Raw genomic sequence first — 22,259 nt, 5'->3', positions numbered from 1 at the left:
CCTACGCATAAATCGCCTGCTCAATATCAAATAAGTACAACACTTTCTCATATACTTGTATGTGTAAAATCGACTCAAGTGCCTCGCTATAAACACGTAGTTGCACCCCATAGCGACCTAAAAGTTCCTTCGATAACGCCGGCTCCTCTGCAAATTGCCGCCCAATGCGGTCGGTTTTATAATCGAGTAATATCCAGTGACCGTAGACATCCTCAAACAAGCAATCGACAATCCCTTGCACAATTTGAGCGTCGCCATCCTCATCCACGCGGCTTATCGTAAATGGCATTTCTCTTCGAATTTGCTTCGCATTTTTAAAACGTTGGCCAATATCGGTTGTAAAGAAACGGTAAATTTTCTCACACGGAACAATCTTGCTCTCTGCCTCTGTTAGCAGTTGTTTTACCACTAACTCAGTGACAAATTGCTCCACTTCTTGCACTGTGCTAAAGCCACATTGTGGTACATGCTGCATGACCGTATGAATGGCTGTCCCCATTTCCGCACCTGTAAGTTGCTTATCCTGTAAAAAGGTTGGTCGTGGGGCAATCGTACCCTTATTCTTTTTAGGAGCGGTAAAATAGTATTCTGGCTCCTCTAGACGTTGTAAGCTTTCTAGACGTTTAATTTCACTAACAGATGTTTTCGAACGCTTCTGTGTCGATTTTTGATATGCATATTGAGCTTGGAAGCGAGCTGTAATTTCTGCAAGCAGAGCTGCGTCCTCTGGCGTTGTGAACATCTGTTGCACATCTTCATCTAACGCTTGCGTTTCATACATAAAATGATGTGTTGAAATGGCTCTTACCCACCAATGCGAGAGATCTTGTCTTGCTTTATACGAAGTACTTGTAATAGCTGCAAAATCAGCATGTCTCGCAACAGCTGGCCCAACCCAGTCAAAATAACTATTTGCACGCGCGCGTAAATAATCTTGCAAAGGAGCATCCACAGGCAAGTTTTGCGCGTCCAGCCAGGAATCAAGTGTTTTATCCCAATTTTTTACGGAGCCAATTAAAATAAGTCGTTCCTTTGCACGCGTCATTGCTACGTACAACACCCGCATTTCTTCGGCTCTCATCTCCAGCTCTTTTTTCTCCTTCATCGCTAGAAATGGTAAAGAAGTATAGGTAATCCGATTTTCAGGGTCAATTGCTTTAACTGCAAGCCCATAATCTTGGTCAAATAAATACGGATTGTGGAAGTCCATTTTGTTAAAAGGCCGTCCCATTCCTGCAACAAAAACAACTGGGTACTCTAAACCTTTGGATGAGTGAATTGTTACAAGTCTCACTACATCGTCTTTTTCACCAATCGACTTTGCTGTTCCTAAATCATCCCCACGCGTTCGCATTCTATCTATAAAGCGTAAAAAGCGGAACAACCCTCGAAACGCCGTCTTTTCATACATTAATGCGCGATCGTGCAAAATGCGTAAATTTGCCTGTCGTTGTTTACCATTCGGCATGGCACCAACCATTTCATAATAATGTGTATCCAAGTAAATTTTCCAAATTAAATCCGACAAAGAGCCACGACGTGCTAAATCTCGCCAGTTTTCAAATGCCAACATAAAACGTTGAAGCTTCTCAAATGTTTCGGATTGCACACCATGTCCTTCACTGCGTATAAATTGCCTTAATGCATCATAAAACGGTGTTTTAGTATCTGCTAAACGAATTTTTGCGAGCTCATTTTCTGTTAAGCCAACAAACGGTGCACGTAATACAGAAGCTAATGGTATATCTTGATATGGATTATCGACAACTTTTAGTGTGTTCAGCATAATCATCACTTCTAAGGCATCGAAATAACCTTTAGATGACTCTGCATAAAGAGGAATGCCTGCCAACTTAAATTCCTCGACCAAATCTGTAGACCACGTCATAGAGCGCATTAAAATGACAATATCACTGTATTTTAAAGGACGTTCTGTTTTTGTTTTCGTATCGTATACCGTTGTTTCCTCTTCCATCAATTGTCGAATGCGATCAATTATAAAACGTGCCTCATATTGTGATTTCTTCAGTTCCTCAAGCTCTGATGCTTCACTTATACTTTCTTCCATTTCTTCATCCGCTGCCTCTTCCTCTGGCGGATGTAAAATTACGAGCTCAACAGGTACCTCTTTCGCATCATACGGCGCTGCTGGCTTCAATGAAGCATTGTCATCATATTGTATTTCACCGACACGTTCATCCATAATTTGTGCAAACACAAAATTGGTTGCGTTTAAAACTTCACTACGACTACGGAAATTGGCATTCAAATCGATGCGCATCCCCGTCGTATCAGGATTTTCTACAAATTCCCCATACTTCCGCATAAAAAGTTTGGGTTCCGCTAAACGGAAACGATAGATACTTTGTTTTACGTCACCAACCATAAAAAGGTTGCCATCGTGCTCATCGCCTAGCTTGACCAATTGTAAAATGGTTTCCTGTAGCATATTCGTATCTTGGTATTCATCCACCAGCACTTCTTTAAAACGTCTTTGTAAATCTAACGCAACGGGCGATGGCTGTAATTCGCCCTCTACCTCTTCCGTTAAGATTTGCAGGGCATAATGCTCTAAGTCGGAGAAATCGATAATACCTCGCTCTAATTTCGCAAGACGGAATTGCTGGCTAAAAATAGACGTCAAGTCAACTAATGTTGCAATCGTTGGCGCCATCAGTCTAATTTCTTCCAGCAAACGTGCAGGTGTACGAACAAAATAAGTATCTTTTAACTTATTCATTATTTTTTTAGCAGCCTCACGCTTTTTCTTCGCTAGCTCTTGAAGCTCCACATCGACTAAAGCATCCTTGGATACCCGTTTTAATGTCGACCACTTGACTGTTGAAAAATACTCAAATAGCTGTTGCCATGTGCCCTCTTGACTGATACGAATCCCTTCCTGAATCATTGCAAAATCAATTTCAGCGGTTTCAGCATATGGAGCCGGTCCATCTGGCTGAAGCGTTATCGCACGCATTTCAGAAATGAGAACGAATGCTTCTTCAAGGCTATGTTTTACAGTTAACTTTACATATTTAGATAAATCTAAATCATCTATTGTCACATCGTCCGCTAGCTGATAGCTTTCTGGTAAGGTCGTTAACCATTTTTGTGGTTCAGCATGGACACGCGACGTATCATAAAGCTTACTTATTAATGTTTCAATCGCTTGATCATCACGATCGGATGTAAAACTATCGACAAGTTGATAGATTGCATGAATTCGCGCTTCGTCATCTGTATCATAGGCAGATTCTAGCACGTCAGCTAATATATCATCTCGGAGCAAGGCGATTTCTGCCTCATTAGCAATTCGGAAACCTGGGTCTATATCGAGCAAATAAGCATACTGCTTAACAATCGCTAAACAAAAGGAATGCAATGTCGAGATTTGCGCTTTATTGACTAGGCTCAACTGACGTCGCAAATGGCTCGACGTCGGATTTGCTGCAATTGCTTTTTCAAGCGCCTCTGCCATACGATGACGCATTTCAGCTGCGGAAGCATTCGTAAACGTTACGACAAGAAGTTCATCCACATTCATTGGATTTTCTGTTGCCACAACCTTTTCAATCATGCGATTAATCAAGACCGCCGTTTTACCAGAGCCTGCAGCTGCTGAAACAAGTGTATCTTGCCCACTTGCATAAATCGCTTTCCACTGATCATCCGTCCAAGTGACATTCGCTGGTTTGACAGGTATTTGCTGCACCATGTTAGTTCATCTCCTTGCGAATTTTTTCGACAACTTCTACTGGCTTTACTTGCTGTAGTTGACGATAACTTTGTTTGCCATCAGAAGGGTCAAATTGGCATACTGCTGCAAATTGACAGTAATCACACGCTGTTTTTGCTTTTAGCTTATAAGGGCTTATAGCCGTATCCCCTGCTAAAATGCCGTTGCCAGCCTCTTGATGCTTTCGGCGGACAAAATGCTGGAGATTTTTCATATCATTAACGGGTACGATGCGTGATTGTGATTCAGAAGGGGTACCATCCTTTTTCATATAAACTGGAATAATTTGCGAATGCCCGCTCGCTTCCTCTAGCTGCTCATCCATCGAGTAAATAGCCTCAGGATTTTCAGTTAAAAGTCCCTTCATTTTGTATTGCTTTAACCGATCTTCTTCAATCTCACTGTCACTCAAGTCCTTATCCAGTTTTAACATCGGATTATGGACATGGACATAAAGCACACCAGCAGGCTCTGCATCGCCAGATAACCAATAGGATGCATTCTCCATCGCTACATCTAAATATGTTAGCACCTGCAATGATAGGCCATGATACACTTCATTTAAATCTAAGTCACGAGCAGACGATTTATAATCGACTATTCGTAAATACGAGCGATCATCAATCGATGCACTATCCACACGGTCAATACGACCGCGCATGTACATTTTTTTGCCACCTTGCAAATCAATTTCCAATGGCGGTAGCTGTTCATGCTGCCCTGGCCCGAACGATGCTTCAATAGCAATTGGTTTAAAGTGTGACACATTGGCATGCTGTGTCAGTGCCATCATCGTGCGCTCTACAATGCGAATCAGCTTGCGTTGAATATAACGATAACGTGCACTAGATAATAAAATTTGGTGAGAGAAAACGGGCACAATTTGCTCTACTGCCTGTCGTGCAAGTTGTTGAATTTGCTGTTTTGATAAACGAATCCACGACAGTTGTAAACGGTGCGTCTCTTCGGTAATCCATTTCAATGCTTCATGGAACAAATCACCCATTGCAAATGTCTCTAAACGATATTCTGCTCGTTCCTCTAAACGAAGCCCATACGTCGTGAAGTGAGAAAACGGACAACGGAAGTATTTTTCTATACGTGACACACTTGAAGTGAGCTTGCGACCATATAATTCTTGTGTAATATAACCTTCTAGCGGTTCTGCCTCATTTTTATGTGTCATTGGATGCATCAGGCGACGTAAAATTAATGCCCAGTATGGATCTTGTTCATAATATTTTTGTAAAGCAACCCATTCTGGTGCAAGTTCACGACTATGCTCCGCTTGCCTTAATTGCAGCATTAAATGAGCTAACGCTGTACGAGGATGGCGGATATAAGGCAATACATTATCATCAAGTAATTCTATCGGATCAATGACAACACGCTCGACGTTTACCCCACTTAAAAGACCTGCCGTTTTTTCATTTCCTATAATTTTCTTTATATATAACGAGGATATTAAAGCTTTCCCCTCTTCATCCGCCGTTGGATAAGTCATATAAAGCTTGTCAGATGGCGTAGTTATTGCACGATACAATAAAAAGTTTTCCTGTAATAGCCGATTTTTAGATGTCGGTGCTAATTCATAGCCAATATGCGTAAACCATTCACGTTCTACATCAGACAATAGACCTTCATAATCCAGACGTGTAGGATAGACGCCATCGTTCATTCCTAGAACAAAGGCAACCTTTATTTGCGATAGGCGCGCTAAATCGACCGTTGCCACCATCACTTCATCTAAAGTTGGAGGAATACGCGCGAATTCTAATGTATCAAAACCTTCATCTAAAATCTTTGCCGCTTCCTGTACCGACATTTCTTGCTCGCCAAACATGTAAACAAACTGATCGAGTACGGCGATCCATTCTTTCCACGCTTGATCATGCTCACTTGCTGCTAACGCCTCCCCTCTATCCAATTCACGATCTTTCATGATTTGAAGCTTGTCATATACTTGTACTTCTTCTACTAGCTCAAATAGCGCTGTTGCCACATCTCTACCCGTTTTCGCCAGTATAAGCTTGTCCTGTAACGCTTTTAATGGTGTGCGAATTTCGTCGCGAATGGCCTCAATTTCTGTCTGCATCGCACGTTCTTCGTCTGTTTGCACACGAGAATGGAATTCAAGCCCGCGATATTTTTTATAAAACCAACGAGATTCGTCAAACCAACGCTCTCCGTAAATTCCTTGCGCTAAACAGTAATTTTCAAGACGGTCAGCACGTTCACGCCAAACACTGTTATCAGCTTGTAGTGGGAAAAATAAATCTGTTTTCACACTTCTGAAAAGCGGTTCATATTTCCAATTTGAAATAACAACTTCCAATGCAGATCGACTAAATTCAATTAACGGATGGTGAAGCATCGTTTTTTTTGTATTCACAAAAATAGGAATGTCGTATTGCTGGAAAATTGTTGAAATTAGCGGATCGTATACATCTGCTTGTCTATACAGCAACACTATATCTTGATAACGATAGCACTCCTGCCTCGTCAGCTTTGTTATTTCCCGGGCAATGGCATGGATTTCAGCCCGACGATTTGAGGCTTCAAAAACTTTCACATCACCTGTGGATTTTTCTGTTTGGGGCACCATATCCGCAAATGTTGCTTCTACATGCTGTAAGTCTTTTGACTGAAATCGATGGGTTTTGATAAAATGCAACGGTGCTTCGACTTCAATGCCATTGTCATATGCTATATCATGCAAGCGTTGACTTGTAGTTGCCGCTTCATTGAATAATGCCTGCTCATCTTTAGCTTCTTCCATATGATCATACGGTAGCACAACCGTTACTTGCTTCGTCACCTTTAGTAATTCTTTTACAAGCTCTAGCTCTCTTACAGTAAAGGCAGTAAAGCCATCTATATAAATTGTTGCCTGTTTCATCGTCTCAGAAAATTTTAAGTGCTCGGTTAAAATCGGGTAATAGCCTTCACTATCGACATAAGTTGTACCGAGTCGAGCTTCTAATGCTTGTAAAACAATGTATAAATCATTGATTTTCGCCTGTAGTGTATGAGGTGCATCAATAGCCTTTAAAGAGGTTGTTACATCACTTAAAACTGAACTGTTCACGCTATAACGGCTAAATTCGCGTAACAACGTTTCAATTTCCTCTGTAAAGCCCCGCTTACCAGCAGCTTGTCGAAATAACGAAAAATCACTCTTCTGCTCTTCTAGCAATTTTCGAATAAGCATTCGATAACCATAGCCATTTACTTCTTGGCGAGCAATACCCCCTGTTTCTTGAAGTACAAGCCAAGCTAAGCGTTTAAACGTCATCACTTGTGCACGTATGAGCCCGTGCAAACCATGTCTATTTGTCAGTTCATATTCAGTTGAATAAGACATTTGGTCAGGGACAATGATAAAAATAGGGTGACCTAATGGATCGGTATTTAATTGTTCGACTATTTCTCTATGAATATAAGCCGATTTTCCGGTACCTGCACGTCCTGATACAATTCGTAATGTCATTCATGCTTCCCCCTATTCATTAAAAAATTATATTCTATCTTCAGAAACTTGTAGTGAGCGTTCCCTAGTAATCGCCAATATAAAACGACTAAAGAAATGAAATAAAAAGACCCTCCTACCATTTTACATGATACAAGGGACCGCATGTGCAGATTCAGCCTAGAAGATTATTCATTTTTCGTCATTTTTCGCCCACGTTTCAAATCTCTTTCTACACGAGCATTCAATCGCTTCTCCATTAGCTTGCCAATCCACCATAGTAAGACGATAGCTACACCCGCACTAATTAGTCGTACCGGACTCGTGATAAGCGATTTTAAATCATAGCCCAATACACTCATGCCAAAAATCATGACGAATTTTCCGGCTAATAAAACAATTAGATAGTATTTTTTATGAATATGTGATAAGCCCGCTACTATATTCACTATTACAGAAGGCGTAAACGGAAAGCATAGTAAGACAAACAATGGGCTAATACCATTCATATCCACCCATTTAATAAACTTTTGTACCTTTTTACTGCCTGTTACAAAACGATTCGGATGCTTTCCAAAGTGACGTACAAGCAAAAAAACAGCATATGAACCAGCTACTGAACCTAGCCACGATAACAAAAACCCTATCCATAACCCAAATGCACTCGCATTCGCCACGACGAACACAACCAATGGTAAAAAAGGTAAAAACGCTTCTAAAAAGGGCAGTAATATCCCCATTATTGGTCCAAGTGTTCGATATTGTGCCGCAATATGTTCCATATTTTCTACAGTAAACCATTCATTCACTATTGCCACCTCTATTTATATTGCAAGATTACATGTAAAACCGTAAGTTCTTCTGATATATTTTGATATTCATGTGCTTGATGTCCCGAAAATACCAATGTTTCCCCTTCGGTTATCGTTTCATGCATAACCCCAGCCGAAATAACAGCTTGTCCATGAATCACTGTTACCGTTTCTTCTACCCCTTCTGTATGGGCTTCACTCCTACTCCTTGCACCAGGCTCCATTTCCACTTTATAAAATTCCCAACCTCGTTCAGGATCATAAGGAATAATGGAATAGACCCGATAACGCCCTTCGTCTTCATCGACATGTGGTGCATTTTTACTGCTAAATTTCATAAAATGGGCAATCGGCGGCTGTAAAAGTGATGAAAAAGAGATGCGTAAACCTGCGGCTATTTTCCAAATCGTTGAAACAGTAGGATTCGCTTCACCTTTTTCAATTTGGGCAAGCTGTGCCTTACTAACCCCCGTTGCTTTCGCTACATCATCTAAACTTACACTGCGTTGTTGCCGTATTTTCTTTAATTGGAAAGCTAAATTTCGACTCATTTGTTCCATTACGACTCACCATTTCCTGTTGTTTATTTTATCAGACATATGTATACTTTAATAAACATGTGTGAATGTTCTAACTATTCTATTTTAAGTATACATGGAAACTTTTTTGAAAGGATGACCTTTTTATGACAAGCACAACAGATCTTCATAATGAACCAACAACTGCTTCCGAAGATAGCTTTATACAAGGAGTTAAAGATTGTGTACCTACTTTACTCGGTTATATTAGTATAGGACTGGCATTCGGGGTTGTAGGTTCCGCTTCTGGCCTATCTTTAGTAGAAATTGCATTACTAACAATACTCGTTTATGCAGGCTCTGCACAATTTATTTTTTGTGCACTCTTGTTAACAAGCAGTCCTACCTCTGCTATCATTGTAACCATTTTTGTCGTAAATCTACGTCACTTATTAATGAGTTTAACATTAGCTCCACATTTTACGCGCTATTCGATGCTTCGGAATGTTGGATTCGGTACATTATTAACAGACGAAACGTTTGGTGTGGCCGTAACCAAACAAATGCAAAACGGTAAATTATATGGTCGTTGGATGGATGGTCTAAATATAACAGCGTATGCATTTTGGATTCTATCTTGTATTGCAGGTGCCTTTCTAGGACAATGGGTGGCTAATCCTGAAAAGTGGGGCTTAGACTTTGCACTAATTGCCATGTTTATTGCTCTACTTGTGCTACAACTTAGTAGCGTGGGCAAACATAAAATTATGCATTACCTGATGTTAATTGGCTATATGGTTGTAATTATGTATGGCTTATCATACGTCGTTCCTTCGCATCTAGCAGTGCTTCTTGCCACTGTTATCGTCGCAACGATTGGGGTGGTGACAGACAAATGACGACAACAGCTTCGATGGTGTGGCTAATCATTGGTTGTGCACTAGTGACTTGGTTACCACGCATTATTCCATTTATGTTCGTACGTAGTGTGAAACTACCAGATGTTGTTTTAAAATGGCTAAGCTTCATTCCTGTTTGTATTCTCAGTGCGCTTGTTATTGAAAATTTATTGGATACTGAAAGCAAAAATTTCGTTACATTGGATTTACTTGTCTTTATTACATTTGTGCCTACCCTTATCATTGCACTTGTCACAAAAAGCTTATCAATTACAGTTGTAGCAGGTGTTATTATCATGGCCTACGTCAGATTCTTCATGTAAAGAAATTGTTATATGTGTACCTTTTCACTATAAAAAACCCGCTTAGACGCTTGCGAAAATAGCACAAGATGTAAGACGAAACCATCCACTTTAGGAAAGTTACGTCTTACACAGTGCCCGCAAAATCGGAGCGGATTTTAATAGTGAAGGCAGCAACACAGCCCTCCTTATTTTTTGTGCATTTTGCTCGCTAGCCAAAAGCCAAGCGTTAGCGAAAAAGCATCAACAACAAAAATAATAGGTGGGGAAGTATAACCTGCATATACTGAAGCGGCAATAAGTGCAATAGCCAAACTTAACGCTACATAGCGGTTATACGTAATACGAGTAAACAATAACACGAGCAATGCTGGTAAAAATAATGCTAGCATCATTTTCCCATATAAATCGATCATAGTTCTTTCGGCTCCGCCAACAATAAACCAATTCGATAATGGTCATTGCTGTAAATAACATGCTGCGTTAGGCGAATTTCATTATTCCGATCCAATACCTCTAAACGGCAATGTGCAGCATTTAATTGTAAAGCTTCATATAATTCAACCTCTGTTGTAATCGTGCGTCCGTTTACTTTACGAATACATTCCCCTGCGAGTAAGCCCATTTTTTCTGCTGGTGAATCAGGCAGCACAGCAGCGATTACCGCACCCTTAGTGCTTGGTGCAACCGCATATGACTCTGTCTTATCTTGCCAAGCATAATAAACTGCCATAATAATCCGAATTAATACCCCTAACGCTAACGTTATAAAGCCAATTAACGGTTCAAAATATGATGCAAGTCCACCTACTACAATCAGCTGTCCTAATAATAAGACAGAGCGTCCTATTTTCGGCAACTGAACAACAGGCAGTTCTTTCCTTAACAATTTTGAAAATCCGATAACGACTGGGAATAATACGAGTGCAAAGTGACTATCGCCCAATGTAAATTGCGGCCAATAAGGCAATACCGATGGAATACTATTACCTGGTATGATAAAAAATATAGGTAACACCCAAACATTTCTTGAGCGATATACGATAGCTTGCATTCCGCGCTTCGTATTTTCGATTCTAGGCGTTATTACTTGTTTAGCAGTACGACGAATTAACATACCTTCCACTACTACACTTAGACCTGTTAAAATCGTAATTGTCACAATAGCCCCTTCTAATAAATCGATGCCTTCCAACGAAATCTTCCACCAGGAGAACGACCAGTTGTACTGGTACATCGCCCATAATGCTAACGTTGCCATTGCCATTGTGTAGATGGGTGACAATACATTGATGAAAAACAACAAGAGACCAAGGAAAGATATAGCGGTTAAAATCAATAAGTATGCTTTGGGTACTGTCAGCCCGACACCAAGACTTATTAGTGAAATAACTAAGGCATAAGGCCATCCTCGTTTCCATTGCCCTATCAGCTCGGTCCAACCCCAAATAATACGTCTGTTAAAAAATTTACGCTCTTGCTTTACACGTCTATACCCTAAAAAGATAGCAACTACTATTGCAATATAAACTACTGGGTTCAGTAAAAAGCGGTCAATCGCTGTTACAATTTCTATTAATATATTACTAACCATACGAACACCCGCCGTTTCTATCATGAATACTATGCATTCATTGTATCAAACGACTACTGTCTTGCGTAGTAGTAACTGGTAGAAAGCTTGGTATTTCCCATCATTTTTATTAGTTTGAGTATTTCTATTGTTCGATATTGTGCAGTAGGAAGCTCGTCGCCATTTGGAATTGTAAGTCATTTTGGCGATCTTCTTTATAAGCCTTTAACGTGCCATTTAAACTATTGAAAAAGGTAGAATCGACATACATATCATTATCAGGCTGCGCTAATTTTTGTTGTTCGCGATAGAGTTTTACTGCCTCTTGTGTAGTCTCATCTAAGTAACCATCTAGTCGGTCAATCTGATAACCTAGCTTTTGCAAGGCTTTTTGCGTATAAGCAATTTCTTCGCTCATATCACCTACTTTGAATTGTCCTGTTAACGGATGCAATTGGAATGCAAATAATTCATTTTGTTCAATCACTAATCCAGCTTCAATTCCCTTCCCATGGATCCATTCACGTTTTGGCGTCAGCCATTTATTTGTTGATAGCTTCAGTTCTCCCCCATTGGCTAGAGACCAAGATTCCTGTACTGTGCCTTTCCCAAAGCTTTTAACGCCGACAATGGAAGCACGATTCCAGCCCTTTAACGCACCACTCAGCACTTCACTAGCAGAAGCACTACCACCATTTTGAATAATGACAATCGGAATTTTATTCATCGTACTTAAATAATTTTCATCAAAGCTTTTCGATTCTGTTTTTAATGGTTCCATGGCACCCTCTGCATTTTGCATATAGGCAAATACTTTGCCATTTTCCAATAGTGTACTTAGTAGCGCTGCGACGCTATGTAAATAGCCTCCAGGATTATCACGAACATCAACAACGAGCCCTTCTATATCTTTGCGTAGTAATTTACTCGTTTCTGTCACCCATTCATTTGCTGTCTTCTCTCCAAATAACGAGATTTGAATATAGCCTATTGGCGTATCCTCAATCTTTACTACCTCACTCGTTACTGTTTTATTGGAAATCGCAGCCCGTTCCATCGTCATTTTAATATGTTTATCCTCGCTAGGACGATAGACAACAATTGTAATCTTTGATCCTTTTTCTCCTTGAATCAAATGCATTAATTCACTCATTGTTTTGCCATCTACTTTTACCCCATCAACTTGTACAATTTCATCAAGAGAGCGCATCCCAGCCTTTTCTGCTGGCGACGAACGAACAGGTGATACGACAATGAACTTCCCTTTGTTTTCTGTCAGTTCAATACCAATACCAACACGTTCTTCTGCTAGCATTTGTCGATGTTGCTCGGCTTCTTCCTTCGTGTAATAAGTACTATACGGGTCCTTAATAGCATCAGCCATGCCGCGTAGAGCCCCTTCTACTAATTCTTCCTTTTTAGTACTATACACAGATTTTTTTTCGATTAATTGTAATGCTTCATTAATCGAATCAACCTCAGTCACTTGCACTTTTTTCTCTGCTCCATCTCCATCAAACCAGTCAAAATAAAATCCACTACCTATCAATAAACTGCTGACAAGTACGCCGACTCCTGCCGTAATTTTGCGCAAACCTTCCCTCCTCTGTCTCTTTACTGTATGAATTATATTTTTCAAACATACAAAATAATGTTTTGGTTTTCAGAATTGTTTAGGTGTCTGGCACCCAAACAATTAAAAAACACGAAGATTTCAACGGTCACAACGGAAGCCGCAGAATTCTTCGTGGATTTTACTTAGCTATTTTGAATAATCTTCTGACAAAATTCAGAATTGTTTGGGTGTCTGGCACGCACATACTTAATCTAATGCATTTACAGTGTTTTTTAACATCTCTAAATTCATTGGACCCTCTATCGCTTGCTGAATGGTGCCTGTTGAATCAATAAAATACGTTGTAGGAATCGTAATGACTTGATATTCTGAACCAGCTGCATTTTCAGGGTCCAGTAAAATAGGAAATGTCAGTTCAAAGCCATCTCTAAATGTCATGACTGTATCAATTTTAGCATCGGCTGTGACATCTCGTTCAGCTGATGTTAAGTTGACAGCTAATATTTCAACATTATCTTCCTTGGCATATTGGTCGTAATAATTTTGCATATGTGGCATTTCAGCTTTACAAGGTGGACACCATGTTGCCCAAAAATTGAGTACAACTTTTTTTCCACGCAATTCACTTAATGTCACTTCTTCACCATCTAAGTTTGTTAATGTGAAATCTGGCGGTATATCACCTTTATTTAACCCGACTGTCCGTTCTTCTACTTCTTTACCGAGGGATGCAGATTCAATTTCACGTTCTTTATCAATTTGCTGTTTAACATATGTACCAATCATCGCAACTATTAACAACACGACAATAAGTAACCCAATATTTTTTTTCATTCTTTTCCTCCTATTCGTTGAATTCCTATACCTAATAGAAGTAGTAGGAAGCTTACCCCAACAGCCGTTTGCCAAAAACCAAGTGGCTGTAATGCAGCTACGATACAATAGCCAACGGTATACAGGAATAACGCTGTCTTAGTTGTTGGTACTTTCCATAATATGAAAATCGTTAGCACGCTTAGCACTACTAAAGTGATGAGTTCGCTTTGAAGTGGATTGTCATTCAATAATACCACGAACCATTGATAAATGGATTGCGTTAACATAATTGCCCAACCACACGCCATTATACCCTCAGTGTCAAACTGTAGCTGTTGACGCTTCCGCCAAAATTGTAACAGTATAGCAGCTACCCCTAGTAACACTCCAACTGTTCCTCCATTAAAGTAAAGAAGCGCTAGCGGTTGATTAATGACCGATTGGAAGTCCGTAATAATAAGGCTAAATTTCCAAACGAGTATAAAAGTAAAGATGGCATCTCCATATACCCCTGACCATATTTTCAGAAATTGTATTCGCAAAACAAACCATACGATGAAAAACGCTAGTAATAAAGCAACAGCTGTTGCTGGTAATGTTAATGCACGAATTGAAAACCACTCAGTATTAATCACCTAAACAAATCCTCCATCAATATAGATACTTTTAGCATAGCATAGATGCTTTTACGAAAACTGTTATTTCACACTGTGTTCAAAAAAACTACTAATGGATATATAGAATGTAAATTTTATTAGTACTTTATTTTAAAATACCCCATATCGTATTTTATTGCAATGAACAGATGAAATTCCGTCCACTTTTTTTCGAACGAGTTGGCGCAAATAAAAAAGAGAGCCGCCTTAAACATAAGACGACTCTGTTAATTCTTTATTATAATGGAATATATTTTAGTGGATTCACACTACCAACTGCTTGTCCTTGCCAAGAGCCGATATGAATTTCAAAATGCAAGTGCGGTCCAGTAGAACGACCTGTACTACCCATTGCTGCAATTTGCTGTCCTTGGTTCACTACATCCCCTACACTAACGTTAAAGGCACTAAGATGTGCATAAACCGTTGTATAAATTTGTCCATTGATAGAGTGTGTTAAAATAACAACATTTCCATAAGAACTTAGTGGTGCTGCATAGGATACAACTCCGTCAGCAGATGCCCAAATTGGTGTACCTGTTTTGTTGGCAAGGTCAACACCATAATGGAATTCTGGACCGGCTCCAAGGTTACGCCAGCCGTACGGTGATGTTAAACGACCATTTGTCGGCTTAATCCAAGTACCTTCTGATGCTGGTGCATTCACCGTAGAACCAGAGCTTGAACCCGAGTTCCCAGCCGCCGCAGCAGCTGCCGCTGCAGCTTTACGTTTTGCCTCTTGTTGACGGGCAATTTCCGCTAAACGGTTTTGCTCGGAAATGATTTTTTGCTGTAATTCTGCACTAATTTCCAGTGCCTCTGAATACTCTTTTTCAAGTAATACTTTTTCAGACTTTAGTTTCTCTTGTTCTTTTTCTAGCTGATCAACTAATGTGTTTTTCTCTTTTTTCTGTCCATCTAATGATGCTTTTAAACCTACTAGCTTTGCTTTCTGTTCTTCAAGCTTTTGGCGTTTGCCTTCTAGAACTTGTTTTTGCTCTTCTAAAGTTTGCTTATCTTGTTTTTGATCGCGAATAATTTGACGATCTGCTTCAAGTAATGAATTGACAGCAGAGAAACGATCGATAAAGTCTACGAAACTATTTGAACCGAGTAGTACATCTAAGTAGCTAACTGAGCCCCCAGCTTGAATTGCTCGTGCACGATCTTGTAACAATAAATCACGCTCTTCAATTTTGCGAAGAAGTTCTTCGATAGTTCCTTCTAATGCTTTTATCTCATCATTTGTAGCATTTATTTCAGCCAATATATTTTTAATATCACTATTTGTTTTGTCAATTTCAGCATTTAACGCTTGAATTTGATCTAATAGTTTTTGTTGCTTTTCTTTATTTTCATTAATGGCGTTTTCTTTACCACTAATAGAAGAATTCAATTGATTTTTCTTTGTTTCTACTTGATTTTTCTCTTCTTTTAAATCCGATAAACTATTTGCATACGCTGATGGAGTTTGGATAAAAAGAAGTAGTGCAGTTGTTGCCGCAAATGCTTTTATAGAGTTTTTCGCTATACTTTTCATCTAATGGACTCCCCTTCGATATTTAATTCCCATAAACTTTGCCGTTTTAAAAGCCTTTAAATTGTGGTGCAAATTTAGCTAAGTTTACGCGTCGGCAGAATCTGCTTTTGAAATCTGTGACATTCTTTGGCACCGTTACTACCTGATTTGGCCCTACAAAACGAATGACTATTGCCACAAAGCAAGTTAAATTTTTAAAAACTTACGTACAGACATGAAACTTCCCCATATACCAATTAACACACCAATAAGAAGTATCAGAGCGCTCACTTGGTAAACAAGTGGTGAGAAATCTAATAGTTGCACGAGCTCACCTTGTAAACGAGGTGCAATAATTTTATAAACATTGTGGTAAAGTGTTGCGACAACCGCAATCGGAATAATAGAGCCTAAAATTCCAAGCCACATACCTTCTAAAAGGAATGGAATACGCACGAATGAATTTGTTGCCCCTACTAGTTTCATAATTTCTATTTCATCACGACGCGCGATAATCGTAATACGAATCGTATTAGAGATTAAGAAAATCGCAGTGAATAATAACCCTAAAATCAGCACAAGACCCACATTACGACTAATATTTAGGAAGTTGAAAAGTTTTTCTACTTTACCTTCGCCGTACTTAACATCGTATGTATATTCATACTTATTAATTGTCTTTGCAACTTTTGCTGTTTGTTGTGGATCTGCCGCCTTTACATAAATGACATTTCGTAACGGGTTACTTTGCTCAAAAAGCTTAAAGTCATCCCCAAAATCTTTTACTAACTTTGTCAATTCATCCTCTTTTGTGGAATATGTCATTTCCGCAACATCTGGCAATTTTTTAATCTTTGCTAATAACGCTTTTTCAGCAGCTTCATCTGCCGTTTCGTCGATTAACACTTTTATTTCAACGTCGTTCTCTAAATCAGATGCAACTTTGTTTAAGTTCATCATAATGAGTGAGAATACACCTACTAATATTAAAGTCACCGTAACTGCGCTGACAGAAGCAATTGTCATCCAGCTATTACGTCCAAGTGATTTAATACTTTCTCGAAAATGGCGTTTTACCGTATTAAATTTCATAGCCGTAGTCACCTCCGTGCTCATCACGGACAATCATACCGCCTTCAATCGCTATAACCCGTCGACGAATAGTGTTCACTATTTCACGGTTATGGGTTGCCATTACGATTGTTGTACCCCGTGCATTAATCTCTTCAAATAAATTCATAATCTCCCAAGATGTCTCGGGATCTAGATTTCCTGTTGGTTCATCAGCAATCACAACTTTTGGTACATTGACGATGGAACGTGCAATGGAGACACGTTGCTGCTCACCACCAGAAAGTTCATTTGGGAACATTCTTGCCTTATGTTTTAAGCCAACAAGTTCTAAAACTTCCATAACCCGTCGACGAATTTCTACGGGCTCCTCTTCAATTACCTCTAGAGCAAATGCTACGTTCTCATAGACGTTCAACCTTGGTAATAATTTGAAATCTTGGAAAACAACACCAAGTTGCCGACGCAAAAAAGGTACCTTTTTATTTTTCAAACTGCCCAAATCAATACCATTAACAGTAATTTCACCTGAAGTTGCTTTTTCCTCGCGGTACATTAACTTGATAAATGTCGATTTACCTGCACCACTTGGACCAACAACATAGACAAACTCACCTTGTTTTATATTAACCGAAATGCCATTTGTCGCAACTACACCATTCGGGTACTTCTTTGTCACATTTTTCATTTCTATCATAATTTTTTAAACCACCTAAACCTCTTATATATGTAAGATGTATTCCTTTTTCTATTATAGCACTCAATCTATGATTTTTTATTACAGTTTTATTTCATTCGTTGGAATATTCTCCTAGTTAATTAATATCTTTTGGAATATTTTATATAAATCTATCAAACACCAACAAAATAAAACAGGAATCGATGGAAAGTTCTAGTCGATTCCTGTTTATTGCTTCATTTGAAAATACAAAAGAGCATTCAAGCTGTTTCATCTCCTTGCTTGAATGCTCCTTATTTTACATTTCTTGCTCGTCAGTCGTTGTATAACGTACTAAAACTGCTCCTGTTTTCGACTCGCCTTCAATAAATAGACGATTGGCATCTTCCACTTCTTTATCAAAACGGACTACTTTAGATAAAAATTGATCTTGTGTCTCAATTTTCGACGCATCTTGAATACCGACATCTACTTTACCAAAATTCGTTACAATTTTACCGCTTAACGACATTGTACGTGGTACATATATTTCTACAGCACCTGCAACAGTATGTGCTTTAATTTTTGAAGATTTACTAGAGCATGTTGTCACTACAACATGTCCATTTATAGATTTTGCTTCTACTTCATCTAATGCACCATCTAAATATACGCGCCCATTCAAAGTTTCAGCTTCTAAATCTTTACCACGAACATCCGTTAGTTCGATGGAGCCATTCGATGAATCCACTTCCGCCTTCGTAAATACTAGCTTCGAGCCCTTAATTGCTCCATTCAATGTTTTCAGCTTTAATTGCTCCAGCTCGATATTTTGTAAAGTTACGCCACCATTCATTAAACGGACAGATAATTTATCTAATTTTTCCTTTGGTGCAAGTACTTGTACATTTACTTGTACTAGCTTTAATTGACTTAAAATTCGTAGTGAGTCTTCTTCATTTTTCACAACAAATTGCTCCAAGAAATGATTACGTGTTTCTTCCTCACTATCATTCACTAGAGGTGCTTTGACCTTACAAATAATTTGGAAAGTATCACCTTCACACGGTTCTAATGAAAAATTACCATTCGGTAGCTCAACCATAATATTTTCTATATGCGCTGCTGCAAGTTCTTCGGTATGAGTAAATTCAAACTTATCTCCAAATGGTGAAGAAACATCGAATTCTTTTACTTTTTTTACTGCCGTATTCATCATATCCATAAAGAGTGAGCCAATTTGTGTTAAATCTTTACGAAAATCATGGATTTCATCTTGGAAATGCTTTGTGAAATCTGCCTCTTTCTTTTTTTGTTCTTCTTTAAAGATTGGTTCTTTTTCTGCTGAGGATTGCTGATCCGTATTCGACGTATCGTTCATACTGCTATCAGTGGACTTGCTAGGTTGCTCTAATGCTTCTAATAATGTAATCGCCTCTTGCGCTGAAATAGTTCCTTTTTCCACAAGTTCTAAAATTCGTTGACGTTCATTTTGCATAATGGTATAGCCTCCCACAGATTGTTATATTTATTTATACGTCTCCATATGTGAAAAGTTTCACTGAAAAAAGAAAAAGCATGCACTGTCATACAGTAAAAAAGTTTTCATGCATGCTATCTAGATGTTTTTTTGATACTGTCATTTAAAAAATCTGCTACATTTCCAGAGTGAAAATAAGACTTATGCTAGCTGTGCTAAATGCTTTAGCGTACGAGGTCTTAAATCTCACCCTCAGAAACAGAGCAGATTTTTATAATTTTTTTCTTTTTGCTGTTTGTAAAAAATTTATTTTGTTGCTTCTGTTAAAGCCATTTCCATACGTTGTCGATCACGTATTAAAATCGGTTTTAAATATTTACCCGTATAAGAGCCAGCCACTTCCATTACTTCTTCTGGTGTACCCGTTGCAACAATGGTACCTCCTTTGTCGCCACCTTCTGGTCCTAGATCAATAATGTAATCCGCTGTTTTAATAACATCTAAATTATGCTCAATAACGAGCACCGAATCCCCATTTTCTACAAGTCGTTGTAAAACAATTAGTAAACGCGCAATATCATCTGCATGTAAGCCCGTCGTTGGCTCATCTAAAATATAAAATGACTTACCTGTTGAGCGACGATGTAATTCAGATGCCAATTTGACACGTTGCGCCTCACCACCAGACAGTGTTGTCGCAGGTTGACCTAATTTCATATATCCTAAGCCAACATCAACAATCGTTTGTAATTTACGTTGGATTTTAGGGATATTTTCGAAAAACACGACGGCATTTTCAATTGTCATATCTAAAATATCGGCAATACTTTTGTCTTTATATTTTACTTCAAGTGTTTCACGGTTGTAACGTTTTCCATGGCAAACCTCACATGGCACATATACATCTGGTAGGAAATGCATTTCAATTTTAATAATCCCGTCACCCCGACATGCTTCACAACGGCCACCTTTAACGTTAAAGCTAAAACGTCCTTTTTTATAGCCACGTACTTTCGCTTCATTTGTTGTGGCAAACACATCGCGAATATCGTCAAAGACACCCGTATACGTTGCAGGATTGGAGCGAGGGGTTCTTCCTATTGGCGATTGGTCAATATCGATAACCTTTTCCAATTCATCGATCCCTGATACTTCTTTATGTGCGCCTGGCTTTACCTTTGAACGGTTGAGCTTTTGGGCTAATGATTTATATAAAATTTCATTAATTAGTGTTGATTTACCTGATCCAGAAACACCTGTTACTGCTACAAATAAACCTAATGGCACATCTACTTTGACGTTTTGTAGATTGTTTTCCTTTGCCCCCACTATAGATAATTTACGCCCATTTGGTTTACGACGCTCTACTGGTAGTGGTATAAACTTCTTGCCACTTAAATATTGGCCTGTTAACGACTGTGGATTATCCATGACTTCCTGTGGCGTACCTGCTGCTACAATTTGACCACCATGTACACCGGCGCCCGGTCCAACATCAATCAGATAATCTGCCGCTAGCATTGTGTCTTCATCATGCTCGACAACAATCAGTGTATTGCCGATATCTCGCATATTTTGTAGCGTACTAATAAGACGGTCATTGTCTCGCTGATGTAGTCCAATGGATGGTTCATCTAAAATATAGAGTACACCTGTTAAGCGAGAGCCAATTTGTGTTGCTAAACGAATTCGTTGTGCTTCTCCACCTGAAAGTGTTCCAGCTGCACGATTTAATGTTAAATAATCTAACCCTACATTCACTAGGAAGCCAAGTCTTTCCTCGATTTCACGCAATACGAGTCTCGCAATTTGCATATCCTTTTCAGATAAATCGAGCTCTTTGAAAAACGTATCTGCCTCCTGAATCGAATACTCTGTTACTTGTCCAATATGTTGATCGCCAATTTTCACAGCTAATGTTTCGGGCTTTAATCGGTAACCTTTACAAGATGGACAAGCTTGCTGTGCCATATATTTCTCCATTTGCTCTCGTACATAATCAGAAGTTGTTTCTTTAAAACGGCGCTCTACATTACGCACCACACCTTCAAATTCAATCATCTGATCTCGTACATTGCCAAATTCATTTTCATAATAGAAGCGAATTTTATCTTTACCAGAACCATATAAAATCTTATCCATCTTTTCTTTAGGTAAATCTTTGACAGGTACGTCCATCGGAATCGCGTAATGATCACATACTGCCTTTAATAGTTGTGGATAATATTGTGAGCTTGTCGGCTCCCATGGTGCAATGGCGTGCTCTAATAATGAACGTTCCCAATCTGGCACGATTAGTTCTAAATCAACCTCCTGCGTTGTTCCTAACCCGTCACAGCTTGTACATGCTCCAAACGGACTGTTAAATGAAAACATACGAGGCTCTAGCTCCCCTATTGAAAAACCACATAATGGGCAGGCATGATGTTCACTAAATAATAATTCTTCATGTTCCATGACATCAACAAGAACGCGTCCTTCAGCTAATCGAAGGGCTGTTTCTAACGAATCGCTAAGACGAGCAGCAATCCCCTCTTTAACAACAACACGATCGACTACAACTTCTATCGAATGCTTTTTATTTTTATCAAGATCAATCGCATCATCTAAATCGCGTAATTCACCATCAATCCGTACGCGTACAAAGCCTTGCTTTTTCAAGTCTTCTAGTAACTTAACATGCGTTCCTTTACGACCTGAAATCATCGGTGCCAGTAATTGCATTTTCGTACGTTCTGGATAAACTAATAAACGATCCACCATTTGCTCAATCGTTTGCGATGTAATCTCTATACCATGATTTGGACATATTGGCTTCCCAATACGAGCGAATAGCAAACGTAAATAATCATAGATTTCCGTAACGGTTCCAACTGTGGAACGTGGATTACGGCTTGTCGTTTTCTGATCGATTGAAATGGCAGGCGATAGCCCCTCAATTGCATCTACATCTGGTTTATCCATTTGGCCGAGAAATTGGCGCGCATATGCAGATAGCGATTCTACATAACGACGTTGCCCCTCGGCATAAATCGTATCAAACGCTAAGGAAGACTTCCCAGAACCCGATAAACCTGTTAACACGACTAATTGATCACGTGGAATTGTGACATTTATATTTTTTAAATTATGTGCTCGTGCGCCTTGCACGACGATTTCTGTATTTTTCACAAG

Annotated in this window: 16 protein-coding genes; 2 read left to right on the top strand and 14 right to left on the bottom strand. The window is 39.1% G+C overall.

Annotated features, from left to right (window positions below):
• Nucleotide 1: 1 nt before the first annotated feature.
• The 4 genes from addA to LO754_RS03135 form a co-directional block, all read right to left on the bottom strand.
• The gene (addA, locus tag LO754_RS03150) at nucleotides 2–3,715 is read right to left on the bottom strand and encodes a helicase-exonuclease AddAB subunit AddA (protein WP_231785599.1); all 3,714 of its coding nucleotides are present in this window, start codon (nucleotides 3,713–3,715) and stop codon (nucleotides 2–4) included.
• A 1-nt stretch (nucleotide 3,716) separates the two neighbouring features.
• The gene (gene addB, locus LO754_RS03145) at nucleotides 3,717–7,226 is read right to left on the bottom strand and encodes a helicase-exonuclease AddAB subunit AddB (protein ID WP_231785598.1); all 3,510 of its coding nucleotides are present in this window, start codon (nucleotides 7,224–7,226) and stop codon (nucleotides 3,717–3,719) included.
• A gap of 167 nt (nucleotides 7,227–7,393) precedes the next feature.
• Complete coding sequence (locus LO754_RS03140) at nucleotides 7,394–8,014, bottom strand: TVP38/TMEM64 family protein (RefSeq protein WP_231785597.1); 621 nt, start codon at nucleotides 8,012–8,014, stop codon at nucleotides 7,394–7,396.
• An 11-nt stretch (nucleotides 8,015–8,025) separates the two neighbouring features.
• Nucleotides 8,026–8,577 carry a helix-turn-helix domain-containing protein gene (locus tag LO754_RS03135; protein ID WP_024362509.1) on the bottom strand — a complete coding sequence of 184 codons (552 nt, stop codon included), beginning with the start codon at nucleotides 8,575–8,577 and terminating at the stop codon, nucleotides 8,026–8,028.
• 125 nt (nucleotides 8,578–8,702) lie between these two features.
• On the opposite strand from LO754_RS03135, the gene LO754_RS03130 reads away from it, so the two are divergent.
• The gene (locus LO754_RS03130) at nucleotides 8,703–9,434 is read left to right on the top strand and encodes an AzlC family ABC transporter permease (protein WP_025218664.1); all 732 of its coding nucleotides are present in this window, start codon (nucleotides 8,703–8,705) and stop codon (nucleotides 9,432–9,434) included.
• Complete coding sequence (locus LO754_RS03125) at nucleotides 9,431–9,757, top strand: AzlD domain-containing protein (protein ID WP_231785596.1); 327 nt, start codon at nucleotides 9,431–9,433, stop codon at nucleotides 9,755–9,757. The genes LO754_RS03130 and LO754_RS03125 overlap by 4 nt, the downstream gene beginning before the upstream one ends.
• Nucleotides 9,758–9,924: 167 nt before the next feature.
• Here the strand turns inward: LO754_RS03125 and LO754_RS03120 are convergent, their stop codons facing one another.
• The 10 genes from LO754_RS03120 to uvrA all read right to left on the bottom strand — a co-directional run bounded on the left by LO754_RS03120 (nucleotide 9,925) and on the right by uvrA (nucleotide 22,256).
• A complete protein-coding gene (locus LO754_RS03120; RefSeq protein ID WP_024362506.1) occupies nucleotides 9,925–10,149 on the bottom strand; it encodes a DUF2198 family protein in 225 nt (74 codons plus the stop codon).
• Complete coding sequence (locus LO754_RS03115; protein ID WP_231785595.1) at nucleotides 10,149–11,354, bottom strand: PDZ domain-containing protein; 1,206 nt, start codon at nucleotides 11,352–11,354, stop codon at nucleotides 10,149–10,151. Before LO754_RS03115 ends, LO754_RS03120 begins: the two co-directional genes overlap by 1 nt.
• Nucleotides 11,355–11,454: 100 nt before the next feature.
• Nucleotides 11,455–12,903 (bottom strand): S41 family peptidase, encoded by a 1,449-nt coding sequence (locus tag LO754_RS03110; RefSeq protein WP_024362504.1) that lies wholly within the window; start codon nucleotides 12,901–12,903, stop codon nucleotides 11,455–11,457.
• 228 nt (nucleotides 12,904–13,131) lie between these two features.
• Complete coding sequence (locus LO754_RS03105; RefSeq protein WP_025218662.1) at nucleotides 13,132–13,719, bottom strand: peroxiredoxin family protein; 588 nt, start codon at nucleotides 13,717–13,719, stop codon at nucleotides 13,132–13,134.
• On the bottom strand, nucleotides 13,716–14,336 hold the full coding sequence (locus LO754_RS03100) for a hypothetical protein (RefSeq protein ID WP_231785594.1): 621 nt from the start codon (nucleotides 14,334–14,336) through the stop codon (nucleotides 13,716–13,718). Before LO754_RS03100 ends, LO754_RS03105 begins: the two co-directional genes overlap by 4 nt.
• 259 nt (nucleotides 14,337–14,595) lie before the next feature.
• Nucleotides 14,596–15,897: a peptidoglycan DD-metalloendopeptidase family protein gene (locus LO754_RS03095; RefSeq protein WP_231785593.1), complete on the bottom strand. Its 1,302-nt coding sequence runs from the start codon at nucleotides 15,895–15,897 to the stop codon at nucleotides 14,596–14,598.
• 186 nt (nucleotides 15,898–16,083) lie between these two features.
• Complete coding sequence (gene ftsX / locus LO754_RS03090) at nucleotides 16,084–16,968, bottom strand: permease-like cell division protein FtsX (protein ID WP_108029432.1); 885 nt, start codon at nucleotides 16,966–16,968, stop codon at nucleotides 16,084–16,086.
• The gene (ftsE, locus tag LO754_RS03085) at nucleotides 16,958–17,644 is read right to left on the bottom strand and encodes a cell division ATP-binding protein FtsE (protein ID WP_024362499.1); all 687 of its coding nucleotides are present in this window, start codon (nucleotides 17,642–17,644) and stop codon (nucleotides 16,958–16,960) included. The genes ftsX and ftsE overlap by 11 nt, the downstream gene beginning before the upstream one ends.
• A 280-nt stretch (nucleotides 17,645–17,924) precedes the next feature.
• Complete coding sequence (locus LO754_RS03080) at nucleotides 17,925–19,103, bottom strand: DUF4097 family beta strand repeat-containing protein (protein WP_229388612.1); 1,179 nt, start codon at nucleotides 19,101–19,103, stop codon at nucleotides 17,925–17,927.
• Nucleotides 19,104–19,391: 288 nt separating this feature from the next.
• Nucleotides 19,392–22,256: an excinuclease ABC subunit UvrA gene (uvrA, locus tag LO754_RS03075; protein ID WP_229388610.1), complete on the bottom strand. Its 2,865-nt coding sequence runs from the start codon at nucleotides 22,254–22,256 to the stop codon at nucleotides 19,392–19,394.
• Nucleotides 22,257–22,259 lie beyond the last annotated feature (3 nt).

The sequence above is a fragment of the Lysinibacillus sp. GJ-1 genome (genome assembly GCF_021166035.1).
Lineage (GTDB): Bacteria > Bacillota > Bacilli > Bacillales_A > Planococcaceae > Lysinibacillus > Lysinibacillus sphaericus.
The sequence above is the reverse complement of the archived record's forward strand: the minus strand, read 5'-3'. Positions and strand labels throughout refer to the sequence as shown.

Bases quoted from the DNA above. Each gene is read 5' to 3' on its own strand.
- LO754_RS03105 (WP_025218662.1), bottom strand. From the start codon at position 13,719: ATGAAAAAAAATATTGGGTTACTTATTGTCGTGTTGTTAATAGTTGCG.
- LO754_RS03130 (WP_025218664.1), top strand. From the start codon at position 8,703: ATGACAAGCACAACAGATCTTCATAATGAACCAACAACTGCTTCCGAA.
- addA (WP_231785599.1), bottom strand. From the start codon at position 3,715: ATGGTGCAGCAAATACCTGTCAAACCAGCGAATGTCACTTGGACGGAT.
- LO754_RS03095 (WP_231785593.1), bottom strand. From the start codon at position 15,897: ATGAAAAGTATAGCGAAAAACTCTATAAAAGCATTTGCGGCAACAACT.
- addB (WP_231785598.1), bottom strand. From the start codon at position 7,226: ATGACATTACGAATTGTATCAGGACGTGCAGGTACCGGAAAATCGGCT.
- ftsE (WP_024362499.1), bottom strand. From the start codon at position 17,644: ATGATAGAAATGAAAAATGTGACAAAGAAGTACCCGAATGGTGTAGTT.
- LO754_RS03135 (WP_024362509.1), bottom strand. From the start codon at position 8,577: ATGGAACAAATGAGTCGAAATTTAGCTTTCCAATTAAAGAAAATACGG.
- LO754_RS03125 (WP_231785596.1), top strand. From the start codon at position 9,431: ATGACGACAACAGCTTCGATGGTGTGGCTAATCATTGGTTGTGCACTA.
- ftsX (WP_108029432.1), bottom strand. From the start codon at position 16,968: ATGAAATTTAATACGGTAAAACGCCATTTTCGAGAAAGTATTAAATCA.
- LO754_RS03080 (WP_229388612.1), bottom strand. From the start codon at position 19,103: ATGCAAAATGAACGTCAACGAATTTTAGAACTTGTGGAAAAAGGAACT.
- LO754_RS03115 (WP_231785595.1), bottom strand. From the start codon at position 11,354: ATGATAGAAACGGCGGGTGTTCGTATGGTTAGTAATATATTAATAGAA.